Origin of the sequence: Lysobacter daejeonensis GH1-9, from assembly GCF_000768355.1 — a bacterium.
Classification (GTDB): domain Bacteria; phylum Pseudomonadota; class Gammaproteobacteria; order Xanthomonadales; family Xanthomonadaceae; genus Aerolutibacter; species Aerolutibacter daejeonensis.
Genome location: NZ_AVPU01000021.1, coordinates 28609 through 54706, shown reverse-complemented (window position 1 = coordinate 54706; position 26098 = coordinate 28609). Strand labels below are relative to the sequence as shown.

Sequence of the window (26098 nt, the reverse complement as noted above, 5' to 3'; positions counted from 1 at the left end):
GCCGGGCAAATGTCCGCCGAAGTCTCATTGGCGAGGCAAGTGGTTGATTTTCAATACTCAGCCAACTGAATCGGCACAGTCAATTAGGCGATAGTGCGACCCCCATCGCGAATCTGGCGCAACCGAGGCCACGGATGGGTACAACGGACCTCTTGCCGGGACCTTGCGTTGCCTAGCCCCCGCAGTGCCGCCACGACCTCCTCGTCGGTGACGGAGGCGAACGCTTCGTAGAAGGCGCCGACCGCATGGAAGGGGCTGGGCTGGGCCAGGCAGACCACCTCATCGGCCAGTGGGGCAATGGCCATCAAGCTCTCCCGTGCGGCTACAGGGACGGCACAGACCAGGTGCGCCGGCCCCGCCTGCCGGGCGGCGCGCAGGGCGGCCGCCATCGTGGCCCCGGTGGCCAGCCCGTCGTCCACGACGATGACCGTGCGCCCCGCCATCGACATGGCCGGGCGTCCGCCGCAATAGCTCCGGCGACGCTCGCGGATCACGGCAAGCTGACGTAGGGTCTCGCGATCCAGGTAGTCCCGGCCCACCCCTTCCATTAGTTCGCCGTCGTGGGCCCAGGTCACGTGTCCGACCTCATCCACCGCACCGACCGCCAGTTCGGGGTTGTACGGCGCGCCCAGCTTGCGGACCAGGACCACGTCCAGGTCACCGCCCAACGCGTCTGCAATGATCCGCCCCATCGGCACTGCGCCCCGCGGAATGGCCAGCACCAGGGGATGCGCGGGCGCGTGTGCCGACAACACCTTCGCCAGGCGGTGCGCGGCATCCTCGCGGTCACGGAATGGCAGCATGGCCATGGTGTCATCTTGCACCCGTGGCGGCACCGTGTCTTGATGCCCATCAAGCGCCGCGGCAAGGGTGTGCGGATACTGCAGGACAGCAGGGCCATGACCGATCGCATGCCGGGACTGACAACCAACGAAGCCACCGCCCGCCTGCAACGCGACGGCCCCAATGCCCTTCCCGAATCCGGGCGCAAGCGGCGCTGGGCGATCCTCTTTGACGTGCTGCGCGAGCCGATGCTGTTGCTGCTGGCTGCGGCCGCCGGCATCTACATGCTGTTGGGCGACCCGCAGGAAGCCAGCCTGCTGCTCGCCTCGGTCGGGCTGGTGATTGGCCTGACCGTCTACCAGGAATACAAGTCCGAACGCGCCCTGCAGGCCCTGCGCGACCTGAGCAGCCCGCGCGCGCACGTGCTGCGCGACGGCGTCGCGTGCGTGGTGCCGGCCCGGGAGTTGGTTGTCGGTGACGTCATCCTGGTGGCCGAGGGCGACCGGGTACCCGCCGATGCCCGCGTGCTGGAAGGCGCAGACCTGCACGTGGACGAATCCTTGTTGACCGGCGAATCCGTGGCGGTGGCGCGTCCCGCCGGCGGCGATGGCCTGCTGCATGCCAGCACGCTGGTGGTGCGCGGCCGTGGCAGCGCCGAGGTGGTTGCCACGGGCGCACAGACCGCCGTCGGCCGGATCGGCACGACCCTGTCCACCCTGCAGGTCGAGCGCACTCCCTTGCAGCGCGAGATGCGTCGCACGGTGGCCGTCTTCGCGCTGTTGAGCCTGGCCACCTGCGTGCTGATGGTGGTGCTGTATGGCCTGTTGCGCGGCGACTGGCTGGGGGCGGTGCTGTCCGGCATCACCTTGGCCATGGCCAACATCCCGGAAGAGTTTCCGGTGGTGTTGACGGTGTTTCTCGCGCTGGGTGCGTGGCGCATGGCCAAACACAATGCCCTGGTGAGGCGCGCCCCGGCGATCGAAGCGCTCGGCGCGATCACGGTGCTGTGCACGGACAAGACCGGCACGCTGACCGAGAACCGCATGGCGGTCGCCGAGTTGGACGACACGGGTACCGGCCAACTCATCGCCACCGCCGCCCTCGCCTGCCCACCGATGTCGCATGATCCGGTCGATCGCGCCGTGCTCGACGCGGCCCAACGTGCGGGCGAAGCGCCGGAGCCGGCGGGATGGCAGCGGCTTCGCGAATATCCGCTGTCGAGCCGCCTGCCGGCCTATGTGCAGGTGTGGCACCGCGACAACGACCGGCTGGTCGTGGCCGCCAAGGGCGCCCCGGAAACGATTGCCCAACTATGCGGGCTCGACGACGCTCAGCTCACCGACCTGCACGAACGGATGGAGGCGATGACCCAGCGCGGCCTGCGTGTCCTCGCCACGGCCGTGGGCGAACTGCCAGGATCGGCCACGGCCGAATTGCCCGAGGAGCCGACAGGGTTCCGCTTGCAGTGGCGTGGGTTGATTGCGTTTGCCGATCCACTGCGCGATGCCGTCCCCGAGGCAGTGGCCGAAGCACAAACCGCTGGCGTACGCGTGGTGATGATGACCGGCGACCATGCGGGCACGGCGCGTGCCATTGCCGCCCAGGCAGGCATATCCCACCAGGCCGACGTCGTGCACGGCGCCGACGTCGACGGCTGGGATGACAGCGCGCTGGCGCAGCACCTCGGCACCACCGCGGTGTTCGCGCGCGTGCGCCCGGAGCACAAGTTGCGCCTGGTGCAGGCACTCAAGCAGCGCGGCGAGGTGGTGGCGATGACGGGGGACGGCGTAAATGACGCGCCGGCCCTGATGGCAGCGCACGTGGGCATCGCGATGGGCGGACGCGGCACGGACGTTGCTCGCGAGGCCGCGTCGATCGTGCTGCTGGACGACAACTTCGTCAGCGTCGTGCGCGCCATTCGCCTCGGTCGCAGCATCTACGACAACATCGCCCGCGCGGTGCGCTACATCCTGGCCGTGCACGTGCCGATCACCGGGCTGGCCTTGCTCCCGTTGCTGGCGGGAAGCCCCCCGGTGCTGCTGCCTCTGCACGTGGTGTTCCTTGAGCTGATCATCGATCCAGCCTGCTCCATCGTGCTGGAACGCGAGCCGCCTACCAATGACCTGATGCGCCGCGCGCCACGCCCCCCTGGGCAACGGCTGCTGGATCGCATCACCCTGCTGCATGCGTTGGGCCGCGGCGTGGTGATGTTGGCCACGGTGGTGGCCACGTACACGATCGCCGTGCGCGCGGGAGCGCCGCACCCCCAGGTGTCGGCGTTGGCGTTCACGTCGCTTGTCGTGGGCAACCTGGGCCTGATCCTGCTCCACCGCTCCGGTGGCTCGCTATGGCGTGCCCTGCGCATCCCCAACGCGGCATTCTGGATCGTGGTGGGCGCCACCAGTACGTTGCTCGCGGCCGCCATCCTCCACCCCGTGGTCGCGGGCTGGTTCCGGTTCGCGCCACCGGGCGGCGACCTGCTCGCCGTGGCCGTGGCATTGCCGATGATGGCGGTGGTGGCGATGGATGTGCTGCAGCAATGGACCACCCGCCGAAAGACGACCGCGATGTCAGTCGACGCTGGCGCGACCTGACGCATCCACCTCGACGCGGTCGCGACCCAGGTGCTTGGCCTGGTAAAGCGCTGCATCCGCGCGATGCAGGTGCTGGGCCAGCGTCTCGCCGGCCACACCATGGGCAATGCCCGCACTCAGCGTGCCAATGCCACCGATCGCCTCGGCAAAGCTCTCGCACACGCGATGGCAGAACCGCTCCACCGCCTCGGGAGGGGTATCCACCAGCAGCACGACGAACTCTTCCCCGCCCATGCGGGCAGCCCACACGCGGTCATCCTGGCGCGCGTGCAATACACGCCCCAAGGCCTGCAGCACTTCGTCGCCGCGCTCGTGGCCCCACGTGTCATTGATGCGTTTGAAATGATCCACGTCGAAGAACGCCAGCGACACCGGCCGCCCGGCCTCCACTGCGGTGTGGTAGTGCAACACGACCATGCGGTTCCATCCCGCACGGTTGAACACGCCGGTCAGCGCGTCGGTGTTGGCTTGTTCCCACAATTGGTGGCGCACGCGATACGCCTCCACCGCGAACCCGGTGCGGTAACCGCGCAGCAGCAGCCCGAACGCGATGATCGCCACGGTGTACAACCAGTACAGCCACGGGCCACCCGGCGGTGCGCCATGCATCATGACCCGCAACAACGCCACCAGCAGGAAGACCGCCACCAGCAGCCACGTGGCCAAGGGACGCACGAGCAGCGCCAGCAGGCCGATGGGGATCAGGTTGAACAGCCCCACGCGGGCGTGCACGTCGACCGGAACCCCGGGCAAAGGCACCGAAAGGAACACGCCCGTGACGGCCGTGGCGACCAGCGCCAACGTCAGCCGCGTCGGCCACTTCTGCAATCGCCACAACGCGACGGCCATCGCTATCACGCCGCATGCCGCGGCGAGCGTCAGCGCTGCCCCATAGCCGATACCGGTCGTCGCACCCGCGGCCTCCAGAACGCCCGCGAGCAGCAGTACCAGTCCACCGGTGCCCACGATCGCGGAGAACGCCGGTCGTGTTGCCTCCACCTGCGCCGCGATCAGTCCATCGCGCTTGTCGGGTGGCAGCGTGTCCAGATCACCGCCAAACCAGAAGCGACGGGGATGCTGCAGCGTGGCCCAGAACGTCTGGCGTCCGGTGTCCACCCACCAACGGTCTCGCCGGCTGTCACGACTGGGCATCGTTGCGGGCCATCCCAGCATGCCGGCAACGGCCGGCAAGGCCAAGAGTACACCTCAACCCACCACCAGCCCTTCGGACGGTGCCTCAGCGGTGCCCGGGCGGGTCGTTGCGCTGCTCGTCGTCCACAGGCGCGCCGGCTGCGACCGGCAGGCTCCAGCCTCGCCAGATCGCCATGAAGCGCAGGCCGAAGGTCAACATCGCGCCTGCAAGCAGCACCGGCACGTTGGGCCATGCCAACCCATGCCCGATCACCACCACCGATGCCCCGACAATGGCGGCCACCGCGTACAACTCCGAGTGCAACACCACGGGCGTGCGCGCCACCAGCACATCGCGCGCGATACCGCCGCCGATACCGGACAACGTGCCGAGCAGTACAGCCGACACCGCACCCAGGCCGTAGGCCAGCGCCTTCTCCGCACCCAGCACCGCAAACAACGCCAGACCCGCGGCATCGAACATGCGCACCGGGTTGCGCAATCGTTCGATCAAACCGTGACGGTAGAACGTCACCAGGCCCGCCAGTGCACACACCGCCACATAGCGCCAGTCCGCCAGTGCCGCGGGCGGATGTGCACCGATCAGCGCATCGCGTATCAACCCGCCGGATGTCGCTGCCGCGAAGGACAGCACCATCACCCCGAACAGGTCCAGCCGATGCCGGACACCCACGGTCGCGCCGCTGAGCGCGAACACGAACGTGCCGAAGAGGTCGAGGATGAGGATCAGGTCCATGTCACCGGGTTCGTGCCCGATGGCGGTTGCCATCGCGCTGGATCATGCCTGCATGCGGCGAAAGCTGCACTCAGGACGACGCCCGCATGGTGCGAAAAAGAAAAAAGGCCGGCAAGTTTCCTTGCCAGCCTTTTTCTTTGTTTGGCGCGCCCGGAAGGATTCGAACCTCCGACCCCCAAGTTCGTAGCCTGGTGCTCTATCCAGCTGAGCTACGGGCGCGTAGTTGAAAAAGTATGACGCCGATTTTCCGAATCGTCAACAATTTCGTTACCGCTTTTTTCCGTCGCGTGATGCAAAGCGCCTCGGAAAAAGCCATCGATGGACGATGGATGGAACTGGCGGAGACTGAGGGATTCGAACCCTCGATAGAGCTTTTGACCCTATACTCCCTTAGCAGGGGAGCCCCTTCGGCCTCTCGGGCAAGTCTCCGCGACAAACACTCCCTCGCGGGGCGCAGAGCATAAACGCTCGGCCCGCCCGGGGCAAACTTTTTTTATCAGCCTTGCTCGTTACCGGCGCCACCGTTACCGGCGTCATTGCCCTGCTGGATGCGCTGATAGATCTCTTCGCGATGGACCGCCACATCCTTCGGCGCGGTGATACCGATACGAACCTGGTTGCCCTTCACCCCAAGCACAGTGACGGTGACGGAGTCACCGATCATCAGGGTTTCGCCGACGCGGCGCGTCAGGATAAGCATCTGTCTTTCTCCTAGGCCAGTTCCATTCCAGGGACCGGCGCGTTACGCCCCGCTCGCCGGGGCTTTCCGAATTTCGGGCAAGTCGTCAATTATCAATGCCCGGGCGGCCTTGGACAAGCGACCCGGTCACCAACCAGTCAGGACAACCGATCATCCACCCAAGTCGGCACGGCTGCCAAGGCCGACATAAGTGCCGGGCCGTCGTCGCCGCCGCCCTGGGCCATGTCCGGCCGGCCACCGCCCTTGCCATTGATCTGACCGGCGATGTGACCCAGCAGTTCCCCTGCCTTGATCCGGCCCAAGGCATTGCCCGCCACGCCGGCCACCAAGGCCGCCTTGCCGTCGGTTGCACCCGCCAGCACGATCACCGCGTCCCCCAATTGCTGCTTGAGCCGATCCATCGCGTCGCGCAAAGCCTTCGCATCGAATCCCTCCAGTCGCGTGGCTATTACCCGCACACCACGCACGTCGGTGGCCGAACCGGCCAAATCCGCGGTCGCACCCGAGGCAGCCTTGGCCTTGAGGGCCTCGATCTCGCGCTCGAGCTTCTTCTGGCGGTCCAACAAGGCCTTGAGCTTGTCGGCGACGTCGGCCGCATTGCCCCCCAGCAACCGCGCCGCTTCGTCCAGGCGCTGTTCCTCGGTGGCGATGTAGTCCAGCGCTCCCTGCCCGGTAAGCGCCTCGATGCGACGCACGCCGGCGGAAACACCGCCTTCGGACACGATCTTGAACACGCCGATGTCGCCAGTGCGTGAAACGTGGGTACCGCCGCACAGCTCGGTGGAAGTCTCGCCCATGCGCAGCACGCGCACTTCGTCGCCGTACTTCTCGCCGAACAGCGCCATTGCGCCAAAGTCCAGCGCATCCTGCATGCCCATGTGCCGCACTTCGGCCTCATGGTTGTGGCGGATCTCGGCGTTGACGCGACGTTCGATCTCGGCGAGTTCGGCGGCGGTCAGCGGCTGGAAGTGCGAGAAGTCAAAGCGCAGGCGTTCCGGCGCCACCAGCGAGCCCTTCTGGGTCACGTGGGTGCCCAGCACGCTGCGCAGCGCGGCGTGCAGCAGGTGGGTGGCCGAGTGGTTGAGTACGGTGGCGCCGCGGCGGGCGGCATCAACGGCACCCATGACGCGGTCTCCGCGCTTGAGCCCGCCGTTGAGCTGCTTGCCCACGTGTCCATGGAACTGGCCGGCGAACTTCAGCGTGTCACGCACCTGGAAGCGGCTGCCCTTCTCGTCCAGTTCGCCGGCGTCGCCGACCTGGCCACCACTTTCGGCATAGAACGGGGTGCGGTCGAGGATGACCACGGCCTCGTCGCCGGCCTCGATGGCATCAACCACGCGGCCGTCCTTGAGCAGCGCGACGACTTCGAGGCCGCCGTCGGTGAGCTTGTCATAGCCCAGGAACTGGGTGGGCGACAGTTGCGCAGCCAGTTCGGCCGGCATGGTGGTGGTGTTACCGAACTTGCCGGCGGCACGAGCGGTCTCACGCTGGTGTTCCATGGCGGCCTCGAATCCGTCCATGTCCACCGAGAGGCCTCGCTCGCGGGCGATGTCGGCGGTGAGGTCAACCGGGAAGCCGTAGGTGTCGTACAGGCGGAAGGCGTCGGCGCCGGGAATGACTCCACTGGAGCGCGCGGCGACATCGTCGAAGATGCGCATGCCCGAGTCGAGCGTCTCGGCGAAGCGCTCTTCCTCGGCCTGCAGTGCTTTCTCCACGAACTCCTGGTTGGCGGTGAGCTCGGGGTAGGCGTCCCCCATCACCGCGACCAGCGGTGCGACCATGCGACTGAAGAACGGGCCCTTCTGCCCCAGCATCCAGCCGTGGCGCAGGGCGCGGCGGATGATGCGGCGCAGGACGTAGCCGCGGCCTTCGTTGCTCGGCAGCACGCCGTCAACGATCAGGAACGCGCAGGCGCGGATGTGGTCGGCGATGACGCGCAGCGACTTGTTCTGCAGGTCGCCAGTGCCGGTGAACTCGGCGGCCTTGCGGATCAGGTGCTGGAACAGGTCGATGTCGTAATTGCCGTGCACGCCCTGCAGCACGGCGGCCAGGCGCTCCAGTCCCATGCCGGTGTCGACGCACGGCGCCGGCAGCGGCACCAGGGTGCCGTCGGGCTGGCGGTCGAACTGCATGAAGACGTTGTTCCAGATCTCGATGAAGCGGTCGCCGTCCTCGTCCGGGCTGCCCGGCGGACCGCCGGCGATGTGCTCGCCGTGGTCATAGAAGATCTCGGTGCAGGGGCCGCAGGGGCCGGTGTCGGCCATCTGCCAGAAGTTGTCGGAGGCATACGGCGCGCCCTTGTTGTCGCCGATGCGGATGATGCGGTCGACGGGCAAGCCGATCTTCTTGTGCCAGATGTCGAAAGCTTCGTCATCGGTGTGGTAGATCGTGACCAGCAGTCGCTCCGGGGCCAGGCCCCAGACCTTGGTCAGCAGCTCCCATGCCCACGCGATGGCCTCTTCCTTGAAGTAGTCACCGAACGACCAGTTGCCCAGCATCTCGAAAAAGGTGTGGTGGCGGGCGGTGTAGCCCACCTGGTCGAGATCGTTGTGCTTGCCGCCGGCACGCAGGCAGCGCTGGACGTCGGCCGCGCGCACGTAACCGGGCTTCTCGCTGCCCAGGAACACGTTCTTGAACTGGACCATGCCCGAATTGGTGAACAGCAGGGTCGGGTCGTTGGCCGGGATCAGCGGCGCGGACGGCACGATGGTGTGGCCCTTGCTGCGGAAGAACTCGAGGAAGTCGCGGCGGATGTCGCTGGTGGTTTTCATGCCTGGCACGCAGAGTCGAATGCTGGGGCGGCACCGGGTCGGCCCGGGCCGAGTGCCACGATGGGGCAATCGATTCGAGCAGGCAACGGGGGCCGGAATAGCCGATTAGCGTAGCAGGTTGGGGGTTGGCTGAGGGGCGCCCTCCGGGCAGGGGCCGCAAGTCGCGGCCCGTTATCCGCTTGGTTGCCGCCCCTGCCCGATGCGCGCCAAGCGGGAAACCGGGGGACCGCCGGGCGCGGGGCCTAAGGAGCGAAGCGGCTACTCGACGTCGTCGGGGTCGTAGCGGGTGGCGCGGCGGACAGTGTCGGCGTCGAAGCCGCGGCGGGCCAGGAAATCGGCGGCCTTGCGACGGGCGGCCAGGTCGGACAGCGCCTCCGTTCCGTAGCGACGACGCACCAGGTCGCGGGCATTGGCGTCCCAACTGCCATCGAAGGTACCGAGGGCGGCGGCAACCGCGTCCCGGTCCAGGCCATGGGTGCCCAGCTCCGCGCGGATGTGAAGCGGTCCGTAGCCGCTGCCAGAGCGGCTACGGACCAGGCTTTCAGCGAAACGGGCGTCGTCCTGCCAGCCCTCATGGGCGAGGCGTTCGACAGCGGCGTCGGCGGCATCCGGCTCAATTCCCCGGACCTTGAGCTTGCGGGTGAGCTCCCGACGCGAGTGCTCGCGCCGGTTCAGCAGGCCTATGGCCCGCTGAAGCGGCGTCGGTTCGGGCCTCTTGCGGCGGGCGCGGGCCGCGCGCTGGCCGTCACCCGGGCCCTGATCATCCGTGCTCATGGCGCCTCATCGCCTTCCATGGCGAGTTTCCGCCACCGAGGCTCAGTCGTCCTGGCCTGCGGCATCGTCTTCATCGCGGCGCGCGTCGGCCGGCACGAATTTCTCGCGCAATGCCGCCTCCAAACGCTGGGACAGCGCCGGGTTGTCCTTGAGGTACTGGCGAGCGTTCTCCTTGCCCTGGCCGATGCGCTCATCGCCCATGCTGTACCAGGCACCGGACTTGTCGACCAGCTTGGCTTCCACGCCCATGTCGATCAGCTCGCCCTCGCGGGAGATGCCTTCGCCGTACAGAATCTCGGTGACGATCTGCTTGAACGGCGGCGCCATCTTGTTCTTCACCACCTTGATGCGGGTCTGGTTGCCGATGATCTCGTCGCCCTTCTTGATCGCGCCGATGCGGCGGATGTCCAAGCGCACCGAGGCGTAGAACTTCAGCGCATTGCCGCCGGTGGTGGTTTCCGGGCTCTGGCCAGGCATCATCACGCCGATCTTCATGCGCAGCTGGTTGATGAAAATCACCAGGCAGTTGGAACGCTTGATGTTGCCGGTCAGCTTGCGCAGTGCCTGGCTCATCAGGCGGGCCTGCAGACCGGGCAGCTGGTCGCCCATTTCGCCTTCGATTTCGGCCTTGGGGGTCAGCGCGGCGACCGAGTCGACCACCACCATATCCACCGCATTGGAGCGGACCAGCATGTCGGCGATTTCCAGTGCCTGCTCGCCGGTGTCCGGCTGCGAGACCAGCAGGTCGTCGATGTTGACGCCCAGCTTGCCTGCATAGATCGGGTCCAGCGCGTGCTCGGCGTCGATGAAGGCCGCGGTACCGCCCTGCTTCTGGCACTCGGCGATGGCCTGCAGGGTCAGCGTGGTCTTGCCCGACGACTCCGGTCCGTAGATCTCGACCACGCGACCCTTGGGCAGGCCACCGATGCCCAGCGCGATGTCGAGCATCAGCGAACCGGTGCCGATGACCTCGGCAGCTTCAACCGCGCGGTCACCCATGCGGATCACCGAACCCTTGCCGAACTGCTTCTCGATCTGGCCCAGGGCAGCGGAAAGGGCGCGCTTCTTGTTCTCGTCCATCGTCAGGTTCCTTGGTGGCATTTCGTATGTTGGGGGCACTTTAAGGGCGGCGGGTCGCACAGGCTGAGACCTCACCGCCTGCAGGAAAGGTTAGGCAAGCATCCTCGCCGGCGGCAGCAGCAGGCGACGGACCGCAATGTCGGAAAATGCCGCGTCGTAACGTGGGAAGTTCCGCGGGCGATCATCGGCCGCGCGCTCAACGGTTCGGCCTCACCAGGCCGCAGTACAGGCCTTCGATGGCGAACTCCTGATCGGGGGAAACCTCGATCGGTTCGTAATCCGGGTTGCGCGGCAGCAACCGGATGCGGTCACGGCCGATCTTCAGCAGCTTCACGGTGATCTCGTTATCCACCCGCGCCACCACGATCTGGCCCGAACGGGCGTCCGGAGTGCGGTGCACGCCGATCAGGTCGCCGTCGAAGATGCCCTCGTCCACCATCGAGTCGCCCTTGACCTTGAGCAGGTAGTCGGGCGCCGGCGAGAAGAACACCCGGTCCAGCAGCACGTAATCGTCCGAACCGATGTCGGCACCGATGGGGCGCCCCGCGGCCACCTGTCCCAACACGGGGAGGCGGAGCGCGTCACCGGGGATGCCTTCGGCCGTGACCGGGGCGGCAATCGACACGTCCGCCGCGCCCTCCTCACCACCATCCAAGCCTTGGCCGAGCGCCGCGAGGCCCACCTCGGTGAGGCGCAGGCCGCGGGCCTTGCCGGGCACCTTGCGAATGGCGCCAGCCTGCTCCAGGGCTTCCAGGTGGTACTGCGCCGCCCGGACGCTGCTGAACCCCATCGCCGCCGCGATCTCGGTCTGCGACGGGGGCATGCCGTCACGCGCGATGCGTGTGGCAACCAGTTCGAGAATCGCGTGCTGGGTGTCGGTGATGTGCATGTTAGTAGTAATACTACTAACGACGACGCGGTGCAAGCACCCCTGGGACGGTGGAGCCGCCTGCCCTGCCCGCCCCTCAGTTCATCAGGTCGAGCAACCCGTGCAGCGCCGCGGCCACCGTCTGCCGGCGCACGGCCTCGCGGTCACCGTCGAAATGGAACACCACCGCAGTGGGGTAGCCACCGCGCTTCTTCCACGCAATCCAGACGGTACCGACCGGCTTGTCGTCGGTCCCACCGCCCGGTCCGGCGATGCCCGTGACAGCGACGCCGACGGTCGCCCCCGAGTGGACCAGCGCACCGGACACCATCTCAATGACGGTGTCGCGGCTCACCGCGCCATGCTCCTCAAGCGTCTGCGGGCGGACGCCGAGCAAGGCCTGCTTGGCCTCGTAGCTGTAGGCCGCCATGCCACACTCGAACCACGAGGACGAACCGGCAATATCGGTCAGGGTTTTGGCAATCCAGCCGCCCGTGCAGCTTTCGGCGGTGACCAGGGTCTGGTGGTTGGCCTGCGCGTTATGGCCTACCTGTTCGGCCAGCGTGCGCAGCGCGGCATCGGAGACATCGACGTTCATGCGGCGACTATACCGGCTCGACCGCCAAGGCCGACACCCGCGCCTGACTCGACGCGGGTGTCCCTTGCCTCAGTAGGCCACCCGAAAGGTGACGCCATAGGTGCGCGGTGCGCCGAGGAAGGCGTTGTAGGAATTGAATGGATTGCCCGGTACCGGCGACACGTTCTGCAGCGGTGCATCGAAGCCCACCTGCACATATTCCTCGTCAAACAGGTTCTGCGCCCAGAGCTCGACCATCCAGCGGTTGTCGTCGCGGCCAAAGCCCAGGCGCGCGTTGACCACGGTGAACGCATCCTGCGCCTTCTCCACGTCGAGGTCGGAGCCGGTGTTGTAGTCCGACATGTACTTGGCGCCAATGTTGAAGCGCCCCACCAGGCCACTACCGAAACCGCGCTCGTAGGTCGCGCCCAAGGAGGCTGACCAATCCGGCGCGAAGCTGACCTGCGACCCCGGCAGCTTGTACAGGGCCCCATTGGGGGCAACGAAGTCTGCGCCCGGGATGGTGTCGGCATAGCGCGTGCGCGCGTAGGTGAACCCGCCCTGCAGCAGCAGCCCCTTCGTCGCCTGCCACATCATCTCGGCATCCAGGCCCTTGGACGTGACCTCCGGGATCGACCGCACCACGAAGCTGGTGCCCAGGAAGCTGTTGAGCTGGAAATCGTCATAGGTCTGGTGGAACAGCGTGCCATTGAGCAGGAGGTTGCCGTCCAGCCACGTGGTCTTGGCGCCGAGTTCGTAACTGTCGACGAACTCGCCTTCGAAGGACGTGTCGTTCACGGGCACGATGCCCGCGGTGCCGCTGGACAGGCCCGTGTTGGATTGCACGCGGTCAAGGTTGAATCCGCCGGCCTTGTAACCGCGTGCCGCCGAGGCGTACGTCATCAACTGCTCGTTCCAGCGGTAGGCCACCTTGAGGGTGCCAGACCACTCCTTCTCCTCACGCTCCTGGTCGGTGACGCGACCGTTGTGGAGTGGGTTCGCCCACGGCAGGCAGCTGAAGCCGACCACGCTGGGGGCTGCCGCGGTGGCCTGGGCTACGGTCAAACCGCGCGCAACCAGCGCTCCGACCACCTGAGCCGGATTGGCCAGCATCGCCCCGCAGCCCGCACCACCGTTGGGGTTGCTGTAGGCCGAATGCAGTTGCTTCTTCTCACGCGTGTAGCGCAGGCCCAGCGTCAGGTCGAGCGCGTCCGTGGCGTGCCAGGTGTTGTTGGTGAACAAGGCCGCGCTGGTGGCGTTCTGCTTGTAGTGGTCGTCGGCGCCGAAGCCGGCAAACACGGTGCCAAAGGGGCGCCCGCTGGCCTGCGACAGGAACAGCGGCGCAGTGGGCGACGCACCCAGTGCGGGGTTGATCATCGACAGCAGGGCGATCGACAGGTACGGCTCGTACGCTGCCCCAATACGATAGGTCTCGTTGCGGGAGAGGTCCTCGTCGGCATAGAACGCGCCCACCATCCAATCGATGCTCTCCGTGGACCCGGTCAGGCGCAGTTCCTGGCTGAAGGTATCGAAACCGGTGAAGGACTCGTCCTTCTCAGGGTTGCGATACAGGATATCGGCACTGGTGAAATCGAAATCCAGGCCGTTGATGGAACCCCATTCGCGCTGCGCCGTGATGGAGGTCAACGTCGCGCCGCCAAACCACGGCGTATCCCAGTTGACCTCGGCGGAGACCCCCTTGTCCTTGATGTCCTGCTCGGTGCTGCGGTTGCTGTAGGCCACGCGGTCGAACGGGTCGGCGACCAGCACCACGCCTTCGTCAGGCGACAAGGCGTTGATGATGTTGGCCGTGGCGCCACGCACGGTGGTCATGCCTACGCAGCAGTTTTCCTCGCGACTGGTGAAATCGGCGGCGATGCGGATGTCGAGTGTGTCCGTGGGTTCCAGCAACAGCTGGCCTCGAAGGGTGTGGAAGTTCTGGTCGCCGTCCTCCTTATCCTGGCGCGGCCCCGCCCCCGTACGCACCTCGCTGAAGCCATCGCGCTCGCGCTTGGCGGCGTACACGCGAAACGCGGCGCGGTCGCTCAAGGGCTGGTTCAAGGCCCCGGACACACCCAGTGCGCCATAGTTGCCAACGGTCAGCTCAGCCTCCACCTCCTGCTGGTAGTGGGGCCGCCGGGTCAGCACGTTGATCACGCCGGCGGAGGTGTTCTTGCCGAACACCGTGCCTTGGGGGCCCTTCAGCACCTCGATCCGCTCCAGCTCGCCGAGGTCGCCGAAGCCAACGCCGTTGCGGGGCCGGTAGACGCCGTCGATCAGGATGCCGACGGACGACTCCAGGCCAGCGTTGTCGCCGACGGTGCCGATGCCGCGGATACGGGCGGTGGTCTGTGCCTCGCTCTGGGTGCTTGTCACGGTCAGGCCCGGCACGAGCACCTGCACGTCCTTCACGTCACGCACCCCGGTGTCGCGGAGCAGTTGCTCCGGCAGGGCCGTGACCATGATCGGCACGTCCTGCATGGCTTCCTCGCGCTTCTGGGCGGTTACCGTGACCGCGGCGAGCGTGGTCGCCTCCTCCTCGTCGCGCTGTTGGGCCGGTGCGTCCTGCGCCAGCAGTGGCGAAACGAATGCCATCATCAGGACGGCGGCGACGGCCTTTGCCAGACCATGGTGTTGCGGCGTGCGAATTGCCATTGTGCCTCCCCGTAGTGTGGGCGCCGGGGCCCCCGCCCCATGCCGCCCTTCCCATGCGCGCCGGTGTTGCGCCAAACCTGCGCCCACCGCCCCTTGCGGCCGAACCTAGCATGCCGTCACAGGTTTACACGCTGCATAGCAGCAACCCGCCCGGGAGGAGGGACGGAAAGACCGTCGCATTGGTCAGGTGATGCGGTCAGCCGGCCGGAGACGGACAGTCGCTACAATCAGCGTCCGGCGCGCGCATTCGCGCCACGCCTTCGTTTCGCAACGACCCCATCGAATGACCCAGATCGCCGAGAAGACGCCCGAACACACCCCGCTGATGAAGCAGTTCTTCGCGGCGAAAGCCGAGCACCCGGACGTGCTGCTGTTCTTCCGGATGGGCGATTTCTACGAGTTGTTCTACGACGATGCGCGGAAGGCGGCCCGCCTGCTGGACATCACCCTGACCCAACGGGGCAGCTCCGCGGGGCAGCCGATCCCGATGGCGGGCGTGCCGCACCATTCGGCCGAGGGTTACCTGGCACGCCTGGTGGCGTTGGGCGAGTCGGTGGCGATCTGCGAGCAGATCGGCGATCCGGCGCTGGCCAAGGGCATCGTCGAACGCAAGGTGGTGCGCATCGTCACGCCGGGCACGGTGACCGACGAGGCCCTCCTCAACGAGCGCCGCGACACCTTGCTGCTGGCCATTGCACGAGGGAAGTCCGGATATGGCCTGGCCTGGGCCGACCTGGCCGGCGGCCGATTCCTGGTCAACGAAGTGGCCAGCGAGGATGCCCTTGAGGCCGAGCTGGCTCGGCTGGAACCGGCCGAAACCCTGGTGGCTGACGAGGAGGGCTGGCCGGCCTTCGTCGAGACCCGGCAGGGCATGCGCCGGCGCCCGCCATGGCTGTTCGATGCTGACAGTGGCCGCCGCCAGTTGCTGCGCTTCTTCAACCTCCACGACCTGACCGGCTTCGGTCTGGAGGACAAGCCCCTGTCGGTCGCCGCCGCGGCCGCGCTGCTGGGCTATGTGGAAGAGACTCAAAAGCAGCGCCTGCCACACCTGACCTCCATTGCCGTGGAGTCCGGCGATGGTGCCATCGCGATGAACGCCGCCACGCGCCGCCACCTCGAGCTGGACAGCCGGGTGGACGGCGACAACAAACACACGCTGCTGGGCGTGCTGGACGCCACCATCACGCCGATGGGCGGGCGCCTGTTGCGTCGATGGCTGCACCGCCCGTTGCGCGACCAGGCGCTGCTGCGCCAGCGCCACCATGCAGTCGCCACGATCGTGGAGGCACGCGCGGGCGACACGCTGCGCGAGGAGTTCCGCGCCATCGGCGATCTGGAGCGCATCCTCTCGCGCATCGCGCTGCGCAGCGCGCGGCCGCGTGACCTCTCTACCCTGCGCGACGGCCTGGCCATGCTGCCGGCCCTGCGCGCGCAACTGGCGCCGCTTGATTCGCCGCTACTGGCCGCACTGGCCGCCGAACTCGGCGAACACGATGCGCAGGCCCACCTGTTGCGCAGCGCCATCGTGCCGCAGCCGCCTGTGCTGGCACGCGATGGCGGCGTCTTTGCCGAAGGCTACGACCACGAACTGGACGAGTTGCGCCGCCTCTCCACCCACGCCGACCAGTTCCTGGTGGACCTGGAAGTCCGCGAGCGCGAAGCCAGCGGCATCCCCACCCTGAAGGTGGGCTACAACCGCGTCCACGGTTACTACATCGAGATCAGCAAGGCGCAGGCGGAAAAGGCGCCCACGCATTACACGCGCCGACAGACGCTGGCCAATGCCGAGCGCTACATCACCGAGGAGCTCAAGCAGTTCGAGGACAAGGTGCTGTCGGCGCGCGAGCGCTCGCTGGCCCGCGAGCGCCTGCTGTACGAGGGCATCCTGGATGAGCTCAATGCCCATCTGGAACCGCTCAAGCATTGCGCCGCCGCGCTGGCCGAACTGGACGTGCTGGCTTGTTTCGCCGAACGCGCCCAGGCATTGGACTGGTCGCAACCCCAACTCACGGCCGAACCCGGCCTGCTCATCGAACGCGGTCGCCACCCGGTGGTGGAAGCGGTCCGCAAGGATCCGTTCGAGCCCAACGACCTCGTGCTGGGCGACAGTGATGAACACGGTCGTCGCCGCATGCTGGTGATCACGGGCCCCAACATGGGCGGCAAGAGCACGTACATGCGCCAGAACGCGCTGATCGTGCTGCTGGCGCACATCGGCAGCTTCGTACCGGCCTCACGTGCCGACATCGGACCGATCGACCGCATCCTGACCCGCATCGGCGCCGGCGACGACCTTGCGCGCGGCCAGTCGACCTTCATGGTCGAGATGAGCGAGACCAGCTACATCCTGCATCACGCCACCGACCAGTCGCTGGTGCTGATGGACGAGATCGGCCGTGGCACGTCCACCTACGATGGCCTCGCCTTGGCCGAGGCCTGTGCGCGCCACCTGGCGCAGGCCAACCGCGCCTACACGCTGTTCGCCACGCACTATTTCGAGCTGACCACCCTGGCGGAACCCGGCAGTGGCATCGCCAACGTGCACCTGGACGCGGTGGAGCACGGTGACCAACTCGTGTTCATGCACGCGGTGAAGGAAGGTCCGGCGGACCGCAGTTTCGGCCTGCAAGTCGCGGCACTCGCCGGCCTCCCGAAGGCGGTGGTGAAACAGGCGCGCGGCCGGCTCGCCGAGTTGGAACGGCAGAACCGCGACACCCCGGTAGCGACGATGACGGCACCGGCGTTGGACCAGCCCCAGCAATTCGGGCTGTTTGCCGCCAACTCCGCTGCCCTGGATGCCCTGGCCTCCATCGACCCCGACGACCTCACCCCCAAGCAGGCGTTGGAGGCGCTGTATCGACTGAAAGCCCTGGCTTGACCGGTGGTTGCCGCCTGACCCCGAACGCGGCCTGATTCGCTGTCGGTCCGGCCGGAGCCCGGGCTCCGGGCTTGGCCGGCGCTGATGCGTCGTCAGCGTGCCACGGCCTCCAGGATCGACACGCCGCCGTGGGTCTCCACGGTCCGCACCAGCCCGAAGCCCGCGCTGCGCAGCAGGTAGGCGTATTCGTCCGTCGTTCGCTGGCGGCCGCCCACCAGCGCGAGCATGTGGATGTCCAGCAGACGTGCCGAATCCGGTCCCGGCACGTCCGGGATCAGGGCCTCGATCAGCAACAGCTTCGCCGCCGGCGGCGCGGCTCGCCGCACTGCCTTGAGGATCGCCAGCGCCTGGTCTTCGTCCCAGTCATGGACCACCTCCATCAGCAGGTAGGCGTCGCAACTGGGCAGCGGATCGTTGAAGAAGTCCCCGCCCTGGCAGGCCATGCGGGGCGTCGGCTCGACCGTCGCCACCACGTGCGGCAGGTCGAACAGGATTCCCTTGGCCGCAGGACAGGCCTGCAACACCGCGCGCAACAGGTGGCCGCTGCCCCCTCCGATGTCGCCGATCAACGCGAATCCACGGAAGTCATATGCGGCCAGCACGGCCGCCACCTGCCCGCGCGCCTTGGCCGCCATCGCGGCATTGAAGATGGCCGCAGCTTCGGGCGTATGTGAAAGCCAACTCCAAAGTCCTTCGGGATGCAGCAACTCGACTGCAGGTCGTCCGGTACGCACGGAATGTCCGAGGACCCCGTACGCGTCCCAGAACACCGGCAGGCCGAATAGCCGGACGAACGCGCGCATCGAATCAGGGTGGTCCTCCCGCAACAGGCGCGATGCGGCCGTGTGCCGGAAGCGGCCGCGGTGCAGTTCGAACACGCCGTGCGCCGCCAGCAGGCGCAGCACCCGGCTCAAGGCATCCCTATGGGCACCCACCGCCGCGGCCAGTGTGCCGGCATCGGTGGGCTGTTCACCCAGCGCGTCCGCCACACCCAACTCCGCGACCACGTGCAGGCAGCGGGCCACGCAATAGCCACCGGCCATCTGCTGCAACATCCCGAGGGGACCGCAATCCGCCATGGCGCCACCGTTGACTGACAATCCGGGAAACCGGCCATCGACAACCTTGATTACAGCGACGCCAAACTGTCATCCGAGCGGCCAAGCGGCGTGGCACCACCTGGCTGATGGCCGTCACGATGAGGCCCACGCGCAAGGGCTAGGATGCGGATTCCACTCCATGGAAGACCACGATGAGCGCTTCTCTCGCCAATGACCTTCTGAACCAGTTGCAGGGCCAACCGATCGAGCAGATCAGTCAGCAATTGGGATTGCCGCAGGCGCAGGCCTCGGGCGCTGTCGCCGCCGCGCTGCCATTGCTGTTGGGTGCGGTCGGCCGCAACGCGAGCCAGCCCGCAGGGGCCGAATCGCTGTTCGGCGCGCTGGAGCGCGACCACGCCGGTACCGGCGACCTGGGCGGCTTGCTGGGCTCGGTGCTGGGCGGCGGGGGCCAGGGTGAGCAGATCCTCGGTCACATCTTCGGTGCCCGCCAGCAGGGCGCGGCGCAGGGGCTTGGAGCCGCCACCGGGCTGCAAGGCGACAAGGCCAGCATGCTGCTGAAGGTCCTCGCGCCCATTGTCATGGCCTATCTGGCCAAGCGCATGCTCGGCCAGGGCCAGGCGGCGAGTCGGTCTCCGCAGGGCCTGGGCAGCATCCTCGGGCAGGAAGAGCAGCAGATCCGCCAACAGGGCGGCCTGGGCGGTGGCCTGCTCGGCGCGGTCCTGGACCAGGATGGCGACGGCCAACTGGGACTGGGCGACCTGCTCAAGCTCGGCGGCGGGATGCTGGGCGGCAAGCGCTGACCGTCCGACGGCTCGCTCGCCGCGTCGCAGGGGTCACATCGCGTCGATATCGCCCAGGGCGCGGATCAGTCGCCGGGCGCGCTTGTCCGGCTTGGACCCGGGCGCGCGGTAACCGTTGCGCTCCGCCATGCGCAATGCACGCGCCTGCTCCCGCTGCAGGCGCGATTCCTCCGTTTCGGTGTAGAGGTGCTGGGCCACGCTGGCTGGGCCGCGAGTATCACTGAGGTCACGGACCTCGATGAGGAACACCTCTTCCCCGCGGCTCACTTTCAGCACATCACCCACGCGTACCGAGCGTGACGGCTTGGCCCGTTGCCCGCCAATCTCGACCTTGCCGGTCTCGATCGCGTGCTTGGCCAGCGCGCGGGTTTTGTAGAAGCGGGCCGCCCACAACCACAGGTCGAGGCGGACGGTGTCGGCGACAGGGGCAATGACGGGGTTCACGGGCACGAGATGGTGGCGAACGCGCGGGAAACAAATCTCGAACGTCAGTCCGACGGTGCAATCGTTCACCCCGGGCCATCGAAGCGCGGGGCATGCGCTCAAATGAAAACGGCCGCCCGGAGGCGGCCGTTCACTGCGCGGTGGAACGCGCGGATTACTTGGCGGCAGCGGCGGCTGCGGCGGCAGCAGCCTTGGCCTTGGCGTTGCCGGCCAGGTCTTCCTTGATGCGCGCCTTCTTGCCTTCCAGGCCACGCAGGTAGTACAGCTTGCCGGCGCGGACCTTACCACGACGCTTGACCTCGACCGACTCGATGGTCGGGCTGTGGGTCTGGAACACGCGCTCGACGCCGTAGCCGTGCGAGATCTTGCGCACGGTGAACGACGAGTTCAGGCCGGCGTTCTTGATGGCGATGACCACGCCCTCGTAAGCCTGCACGCGCTCACGATTGCCTTCCTTCACCTTGACGTTGACGACAACGGTGTCGCCCTGGGCGAAATCGGGCAGCTTGCGCTGGATCTGTTCGGCTTCAAAGGTCTGCAGCAGCGTGTGGATCGAGGGCTTGTTCATGGTCCGGCCTGTTGGATTCGTTGTAGCGCGAGTGCACGTGGACCCGCGTCTGGCATGTGGATGGAGCTTATGGGTGAGGCAAGGGTGGAGCTAAGCCGTGCATTATAACGGCGTTTTTCTTTTGCTGGCTAGTAGTTAGCCGGCCGGGGGCGGTTCCGTCGAGCCGGGAGCGGCTTGGGCGGCCTTGGCTGCGGGTGCTACCTCAGAAGCGGTGGACTTGGCCTCGGGGGCCACCTGGTGCGCCACGCCAGTCTCAGCGGGATCGGAGACATGCCCCGCCGCCGCCCACGCCGCACGAAAGGTCTCCAGCAACTTGCGATCCGCCTTGGACAGGGTCGCCTCGTCCAGCAGGTCCGGCCGGCGCAGCCAGGTGCGCCCCAACGACTGCTGGCGGCGCCACTTGGCAATCTCGGCGTGGTTGCCGGACAGCAGCACCGGCGGGACATTGCCCAGCGCATGCTCCACCGGGCGGGTGTAATGGGGACAATCCAACAGGCCGTCCTCGAAGCTGTCCTGCACCGCAGACTCGGCGTCGTTCAGTGCCCCCTCCTGCAGCCGGGCCACGGCATCCAGCACCACGGCTGCCGCCAGCTCGCCGCCGGACAGCACGTAGTCGCCGATGGAGATCTCCTCGTCCACCTCGGCCTGCAGGAAACGCTCGTCCACGCCCTCGTAGCGGCCACAGAGCAGCACCAGGCGCGGGTGGGCGGCCAGCTCGCGCACCTTGGCCTGGGTCAGCGGTGCGCCCTGCGGGCTCATGTAGACCACGTGCGCCGGGGTTGGATCGGCCGCCCGCACGTCTGCCAGACAGGCCCGCAGCGGGTCGATCATCATCACCATGCCCGGACCGCCGCCAAAGGGGCGGTCGTCCACGCGGCGGTAATTGCCTTCCGCATAGTCGCGCGGGTTCCAGCCGTGCACCGACAGCAGGCCACGCTCCCCCGCCCGCCCGACGACGCCAAAGGCGGCGCACTGGGCGACGAACTCGGGGAACAGGCTGATGAGGTCAAAACGCATGGGCGATGGTCCCTCGCAAGGTCAGGCGGGACGACGGCGAGCCACACCGGTGGGGGCCGCCCGCCCGATCAGAAGTCCGGGTCCCAGTCGACGGTGATCACGCCGCCGTCGAAATCGATGCCGGTGACGAATTGCGGCTGCACGAAGGGGATCATGCGCTCGCGCTCGTCGTCGCGGACCACCAACACGTCGTTGGCGCCGGTGGCGAACAGGTGCGAGACCGTGCCCAGCGCCACGCCTTCGGTGGTGACCACGCGCAGGCCTTCGAGGTCGACCCAGTAATACTCGCCCGGCCTGGGCGGCGGCAGCGCGGAGCGCGGCACGAGGATCTCGGTGCCGCGCAGGACCTCGGCGGCATCGCGGTCGGTCACGCCCGGGATCTGGGCGAGCACGTGCTTGCCGGTGTCGCGGCCGCGAATACCGGACACGATGTCCTGGGCACCCTGCGGCGAACGCAGGACCCACGGCTGGTAGCGGAAGATGGTCTCGCGGGGCTCGGTCCAGGACTCGATTTTCACGTCCCCACGTAAACCAAGGGCGCCAATCATCCTGCCCAGCAGGATGTGGCGCCCGGGGTCTTTCATCGCCATGGCTACGCGCTCGGGCGCAGCCAGGGGATCAGGCCGAGGCCGCGGCCTTGGCCGCTTCCTTGTACAGCACGGCGACCTTGTCGGTCAGCTGCGCGCCGTTGGCCACCCAGTGCTTCACGCGCTCGACATTCAGCTCGACGCGCTTCTCGTTGCCCTGGGCAACCGGGTTGTAGAAACCGACGCGCTCGATGTTGCGGCCGTCGCGGGCGCTGCGGCTGTCGGTAACGATGATGTGGTAGAACGGACGCTTCTTGGCGCCGCCGCGGGTCAGTCGAATCTTGACCATGAGGTTGCTCTCTGTGTTGCCCAGCTGCCGGGATGGCAGGGTAAGCCGGCGATTATAGGGGAAATTGCGGCAGTGCGGCAACGCGCCTCCGGGTCTGGGCCCGCATCAGCGGGCCGCGGCCTCGGCCGCGGCGATGCGCTCGGGGCTGGGCGGATGGCTCGACAGGTAGCCCAAGGCCCCCTTTTCCAGTCCCTTCGGCACGCCCTTGCTGAGCCTGCGCATGACGTCCGCGAAGGCCTGCGGCGACCGCCCCCGGCGCTTCAGCAGGGCGAAGGCGTACATGTCGGCCTGCCGCTCGTGCGTCCGTGAGAACCCGTTGCTGAGCAGCGTGGCGGGAATCGAAACCGCCAACGACGAGCCGGAGGCATCACCGAACAGCACGCCCGCCAGCAGGAAAATCGATGAACTCTCGAGCGCACCGCGCATGCCATGGCGATGGACGTGGTGACCGGCCTCATGCGCCAGCACCGCCATCAACTCCGCATCATTGCCCGCCATTGCCACCAGGTCATCGGTGACGTAGATCCGACCGTCCGGGAGGGCGAACGCGTTGGGGCCAATGCCTGGAGCATGGGCAAAGTGCAGCGCCATCTCCCCGGCCCGGGGTTCGCGTGCGACCAGACGGGCGAAGGCCTGCCGGAGTTGCCGCTGCCGCGCATCCGGCAACCGCGACGGATCAAGGTGCATGCGCTCCAGCAGGGCCACGGCCTGGTCGCTGGCATGGCGCTCCACCGTACGCGGCATCCGTTCGGCCGCCACCTTGGCGATGGCGGGCAAACCCAAGTGGACGAAACCCACCGTGAGCACCAGGACTACCGCCGCCGCGACGAGGATCGCGGCGCGGCGGCGTTCCAGCCAGTCGGCAAAGCCCTCGATGCGCCCGCTGCCGTGCGGAAACCACTGATCCAGCAACGGGGAATCGGGGCACTCCACCTGGCCGTGGCCCGACCGGCGCAGCACCCGTGGCGTACGCCCCAGCCGCGGGGAAATGCTGACCTCCCCGATCGGCCAGAGCATCGCCGCGCCCTCGACTGGCTCGAGCCCGAGCACGTCCGGGGACGCCATCCGCACCCGGACCGCCAGGATGCGGCTGGTGCGCCCATCGGACCAGCGACCTTCCAGCTCACTCACAGCCCGAAATCCATCCCCGCGTCGAGCGCATCCACGAGTTCCGCCCCGGCGGCACCGGCCCGACTCTCGGATGCGGCCACGAATTCGTCCAGCTCACCACTGGCGATCAGGGTGAAGTGCTCGGCACGGTAACGGGCCAGCCGCACCATCGCCCACGGCGCGGCCAGTCCGACGGTGAACAGGACGGCGACCAGGTTGGAGGCGTAGATCCAGAGCAGGTCACGCACGCGCAGCGTGCTGGCGAACCTGTGCTCACCCAGCCGGGTGTAGTTCCACATCAGGTTGGTGTAACGCACGCGCATCATGATGATCAGCGCGAAGAACACCAGGTAGAACGCCAGCAGGCCAAACGCCATGCCCGCGCCCAACGCCTGTTTGCCGACCAGCCCGCTGTCGGACAGCATCGCGGTGACCACGCCCAACAGGATCAAACCGCCGACCATCGTACCGGCGACGACCAGATAGGGCCCGTAGTACTGCCCGGTGGTGCCCAAGAAGCGGAAGCGCTTGACGCCGTAGCGGTGGCCTTCCACCACGAACTCGTGCTGGCGGCGCTTCATGGCCGGATACAGCAATGAAGCGGTCAGGCCGCTAATCCATGCCCAGAGCATGAAGGGGCCATAGGCCTCGGGGGCACCGTTGTCGAAGCGGAACGTCAATCCGCGCCATGCCGAGTTGCGCGCACGGAACCGCAGGCTCCACGTGATGAGTGCCGGCATCATCGCACCCACGCCCACGATGAGCAGCAGGTACAACCCCGGCGAGAACCGCGAGCTCAGCCCAAGGGCAATGACCACCGCGTAGGCAATCAGCCGTCCCTTCAGGATGGCGATGGGCGAAGCGAGGTACTCGAACGTGGCACCCGCCAACGACGTGTTGGCATAGAAGTAGCGCTCGGTGCGGACCTTGGCCCACGCCGAATAGATGCCCAGCGTGATGATGCTCAGCAGCAGGTTGACGAACCAGATACCGAAATATTCGCCGGCGCGGCCGCTGAACTGGGCCGTGTGGTGCTGCGTGGCGGGCGCCTCTGAAGGCGCAAAGAAATCACCGGCCGGTGCGGCCGGAATGGCGTCAAGCATGGAATCCCCCTGAAGGCCGACCGGGTCGGCGTTCAATCCTTGAAGTACTGCACCTTCTGACGGGCTCCCCAGCCCGGCATTGGCACCGACCTTACGCGATCAAGGGGGAGGCTGTCAGCCCTCAGCGGAACGGCATCGGCCCGCGGCCGCCCATCATGCCCTTCATGCCGCGCATGAGCCCCTTCATGCCGCCACCGGCCAGCTTGCTCATCATCTTTTCCATCTGCTGGAACTGCTTCATGAGCTTGTTGACGTCGGCCGGGGTCATGCCGGCGCCCTTGGCGATGCGTGCTCGGCGGCTGCCGTTGAGCAGCGCCGGGTTGCGACGTTCCTTCTTGGTCATCGAGTTGATGATGGCGATCATGCGCGGCACTTCCTTGCCGGTGACCTGGCTCTTGACCTCGTCGGGGATCTTGCCCATGCCCGGCAGCTTGTCCATCAGGCCGCTGATACCGCCCATGTTCTGCATCTGCTCGAGCTGGTCGCGCATGTCGTTGAGGTCAAACTTCTTGCCCTTGGCGACCTTCTCGGCGAGCTTCTGCGCCTTGTCCTTGTCGACCTGCTGCTCGACCTGCTCGACCAGCGACAGCACGTCGCCCATGTCGAGGATGCGGCTGGCGATGCGGTCCGGGTGGAACACGTCCAGGCCGTCGGGCTTCTCGCCCACGCCGATGAACTTGATCGGGCGCTGGGTGATGTAGCGCACCGACAACGCGGCACCACCTCGGGCATCACCGTCGGTCTTGGTCAGCACAACGCCGGTCAGCGGCAGTGCCTCACCGAAATGCTTGGCGGTGACGGCGGCGTCCTGGCCGGTCATCGAGTCGACCACGAACAGGGTCTCGACCGGATTCACGGCGGCATGCAGCGCCTTGATCTCGGCCATCATCGCGTCGTCGATGCTGGTGCGGCCGGCGGTGTCGACCAGCAGCACGTCGACGAAGGACTTGCGCGCATCGTCGATCGCCGCCTTGACGATGGCTTCGGGCTTCTGGTCGGCCGACGACGGGAAGAACAGCACGTCCACCTGCTGCGCCAGCGTCTTGAGCTGCTCGATGGCGGCCGGGCGGTACACGTCCGCCGACACCACCATCACCTTCTTCTTGCGCTTTTCCTTGAGGTGCTTGGCCAGCTTGCCGACGGTGGTGGTCTTGCCCGCGCCCTGCAGGCCCGCCATGAGGATGACCGCCGGCGCCGGCACGTTGAGGTTCAGGTCGGCGGCCTGTGCCCCCATGACGGCGGTCATTTCGTCGCGGACGATCTTGATAAGCGCCTGGCCCGGGGTCAGCGACTTGAGCACTTCCTGACCGACCGCGCGCACCTTGATGCGCTCGATCAGGGCCTGCACCACCGGCAGGGCCACGTCGGCCTCCAGCAGGGCGATGCGCACCTCGCGCAGCGACTCGCGGATGTTCTCCTCGGTCAGGCGGCCGCGGCCGCGCAGGCGCTCGATGGTGCCGGACAGGCGCTGGGTGAGGGATTCGAACATGCGGGCGGGACCTGAAAATGGGGGAACAGCGGACTGCCCAGTATAACGGTTGACCTCCGTCA

21 protein-coding genes, 2 tRNA genes and 1 pseudogene are annotated in these 26098 nt (G+C 67.2%); 3 read left to right on the top strand and 21 right to left on the bottom strand.

The annotated features are described in order from the left end of the window. Positions 1–83 precede the first annotated feature (83 nt). The gene (locus N800_RS11540) at positions 84–809 is read right to left on the bottom strand and encodes a phosphoribosyltransferase (protein WP_198032535.1); all 726 of its coding nucleotides are present in this window, start codon (positions 807–809) and stop codon (positions 84–86) included. A gap of 90 nt (positions 810–899) precedes the next feature. On the opposite strand from N800_RS11540, the gene N800_RS11535 reads away from it, so the two are divergent. Continuing rightward, complete coding sequence (locus N800_RS11535; protein ID WP_052108189.1) at positions 900–3377, top strand: cation-translocating P-type ATPase; 2478 nt, start codon at positions 900–902, stop codon at positions 3375–3377. Here N800_RS11535 and N800_RS15410 read toward each other — a convergent pair. From N800_RS15410 to N800_RS11480, 11 genes are all read right to left on the bottom strand, one after another. Further along, on the bottom strand, positions 3354–4529 hold the full coding sequence (locus tag N800_RS15410) for a GGDEF domain-containing protein (RefSeq protein WP_156962977.1): 1176 nt from the start codon (positions 4527–4529) through the stop codon (positions 3354–3356). The two genes, N800_RS11535 and N800_RS15410, sit on opposite strands and share 24 nt — an antisense overlap. A gap of 85 nt (positions 4530–4614) precedes the next feature. Then, complete coding sequence (locus tag N800_RS11525) at positions 4615–5265, bottom strand: trimeric intracellular cation channel family protein (protein WP_036138640.1); 651 nt, start codon at positions 5263–5265, stop codon at positions 4615–4617. A 142-nt stretch (positions 5266–5407) separates the two neighbouring features. Next, positions 5408–5484 (bottom strand) — tRNA-Arg (locus N800_RS11520). 117 nt (positions 5485–5601) lie between these two features. After that, positions 5602–5694: transfer RNA gene (locus N800_RS11515), tRNA-Ser, on the bottom strand. 67 nt (positions 5695–5761) lie between these two features. Then, positions 5762–5965 (bottom strand): carbon storage regulator CsrA, encoded by a 204-nt coding sequence (gene csrA / locus N800_RS11510; protein WP_036138610.1) that lies wholly within the window; start codon positions 5963–5965, stop codon positions 5762–5764. A 137-nt stretch (positions 5966–6102) separates the two neighbouring features. Beyond that, a complete protein-coding gene (alaS, locus tag N800_RS11505; RefSeq protein ID WP_036138608.1) occupies positions 6103–8736 on the bottom strand; it encodes an alanine--tRNA ligase in 2634 nt (877 codons plus the stop codon). Positions 8737–8994: 258 nt separating this feature from the next. Further along, entirely contained in the window at positions 8995–9510 is a 516-nt protein-coding gene (recX, locus tag N800_RS11500; RefSeq protein WP_036138605.1) for a recombination regulator RecX, read from the bottom strand. Between the two features lie 42 nt (positions 9511–9552). Beyond that, a complete protein-coding gene (gene recA, locus N800_RS11495) occupies positions 9553–10590 on the bottom strand; it encodes a recombinase RecA (protein WP_036138602.1) in 1038 nt (345 codons plus the stop codon). Positions 10591–10786: 196 nt separating this feature from the next. Then, the gene (lexA, locus tag N800_RS11490) at positions 10787–11479 is read right to left on the bottom strand and encodes a transcriptional repressor LexA (protein WP_036138601.1); all 693 of its coding nucleotides are present in this window, start codon (positions 11477–11479) and stop codon (positions 10787–10789) included. Between the two features lie 76 nt (positions 11480–11555). Further along, on the bottom strand, positions 11556–12056 hold the full coding sequence (locus tag N800_RS11485) for a CinA family protein (protein WP_036138599.1): 501 nt from the start codon (positions 12054–12056) through the stop codon (positions 11556–11558). Positions 12057–12125: 69 nt separating this feature from the next. Continuing rightward, entirely contained in the window at positions 12126–14690 is a 2565-nt protein-coding gene (locus N800_RS11480) for a TonB-dependent receptor (protein ID WP_052108187.1), read from the bottom strand. A 283-nt stretch (positions 14691–14973) separates the two neighbouring features. Between N800_RS11480 and mutS the strand changes: the two genes are divergently transcribed. Then, positions 14974–17568, top strand: coding sequence for a DNA mismatch repair protein MutS (mutS, locus tag N800_RS11475; protein ID WP_036138596.1), 2595 nt, complete (start codon positions 14974–14976; stop codon positions 17566–17568). Between the two features lie 92 nt (positions 17569–17660). On the opposite strand, the gene N800_RS11470 is transcribed toward mutS, so the two are convergent. Continuing rightward, positions 17661–18623, bottom strand: a complete 963-nt coding sequence (locus N800_RS11470) for a methyltransferase (RefSeq protein ID WP_052108186.1) — start codon at positions 18621–18623, stop codon at positions 17661–17663. 197 nt (positions 18624–18820) lie between these two features. Here N800_RS11470 and N800_RS11465 point away from each other — a divergent pair, with 197 nt between their 5' ends. Continuing rightward, positions 18821–19429, top strand: coding sequence for a DUF937 domain-containing protein (locus N800_RS11465; protein WP_036138591.1), 609 nt, complete (start codon positions 18821–18823; stop codon positions 19427–19429). Between the two features lie 33 nt (positions 19430–19462). Here N800_RS11465 and N800_RS11460 read toward each other — a convergent pair whose 3' ends face one another. From N800_RS11460 to ffh, 8 genes and pseudogenes are all read right to left on the bottom strand, one after another. After that, positions 19463–19873, bottom strand: coding sequence for an RNA-binding S4 domain-containing protein (locus tag N800_RS11460; protein ID WP_036138636.1), 411 nt, complete (start codon positions 19871–19873; stop codon positions 19463–19465). A 154-nt stretch (positions 19874–20027) separates the two neighbouring features. After that, positions 20028–20441 carry a 50S ribosomal protein L19 gene (gene rplS, locus N800_RS11455; protein ID WP_036138589.1) on the bottom strand — a complete coding sequence of 138 codons (414 nt, stop codon included), beginning with the start codon at positions 20439–20441 and terminating at the stop codon, positions 20028–20030. Between the two features lie 294 nt (positions 20442–20735). After that, positions 20736–21458 (bottom strand): annotated as a pseudogene (gene trmD, locus N800_RS11450) (tRNA (guanosine(37)-N1)-methyltransferase TrmD); the annotation flags it as partial. A gap of 68 nt (positions 21459–21526) precedes the next feature. Continuing rightward, complete coding sequence (gene rimM, locus N800_RS11445) at positions 21527–22042, bottom strand: ribosome maturation factor RimM (protein ID WP_036138631.1); 516 nt, start codon at positions 22040–22042, stop codon at positions 21527–21529. A gap of 34 nt (positions 22043–22076) precedes the next feature. Beyond that, positions 22077–22334 carry a 30S ribosomal protein S16 gene (gene rpsP / locus N800_RS11440; protein WP_036138587.1) on the bottom strand — a complete coding sequence of 86 codons (258 nt, stop codon included), beginning with the start codon at positions 22332–22334 and terminating at the stop codon, positions 22077–22079. Positions 22335–22439: 105 nt separating this feature from the next. Continuing rightward, positions 22440–23465, bottom strand: a complete 1026-nt coding sequence (locus tag N800_RS11435) for a M48 family metallopeptidase (RefSeq protein ID WP_036138584.1) — start codon at positions 23463–23465, stop codon at positions 22440–22442. After that, positions 23462–24547, bottom strand: coding sequence for a YjgN family protein (locus N800_RS11430; protein ID WP_052108185.1), 1086 nt, complete (start codon positions 24545–24547; stop codon positions 23462–23464). Before N800_RS11430 ends, N800_RS11435 begins: the two co-directional genes overlap by 4 nt. Positions 24548–24668: 121 nt before the next feature. Continuing rightward, positions 24669–26036 carry a signal recognition particle protein gene (gene ffh / locus N800_RS11425; protein WP_036138581.1) on the bottom strand — a complete coding sequence of 456 codons (1368 nt, stop codon included), beginning with the start codon at positions 26034–26036 and terminating at the stop codon, positions 24669–24671. Between the last annotated feature and the right edge of the window lie 62 nt (positions 26037–26098).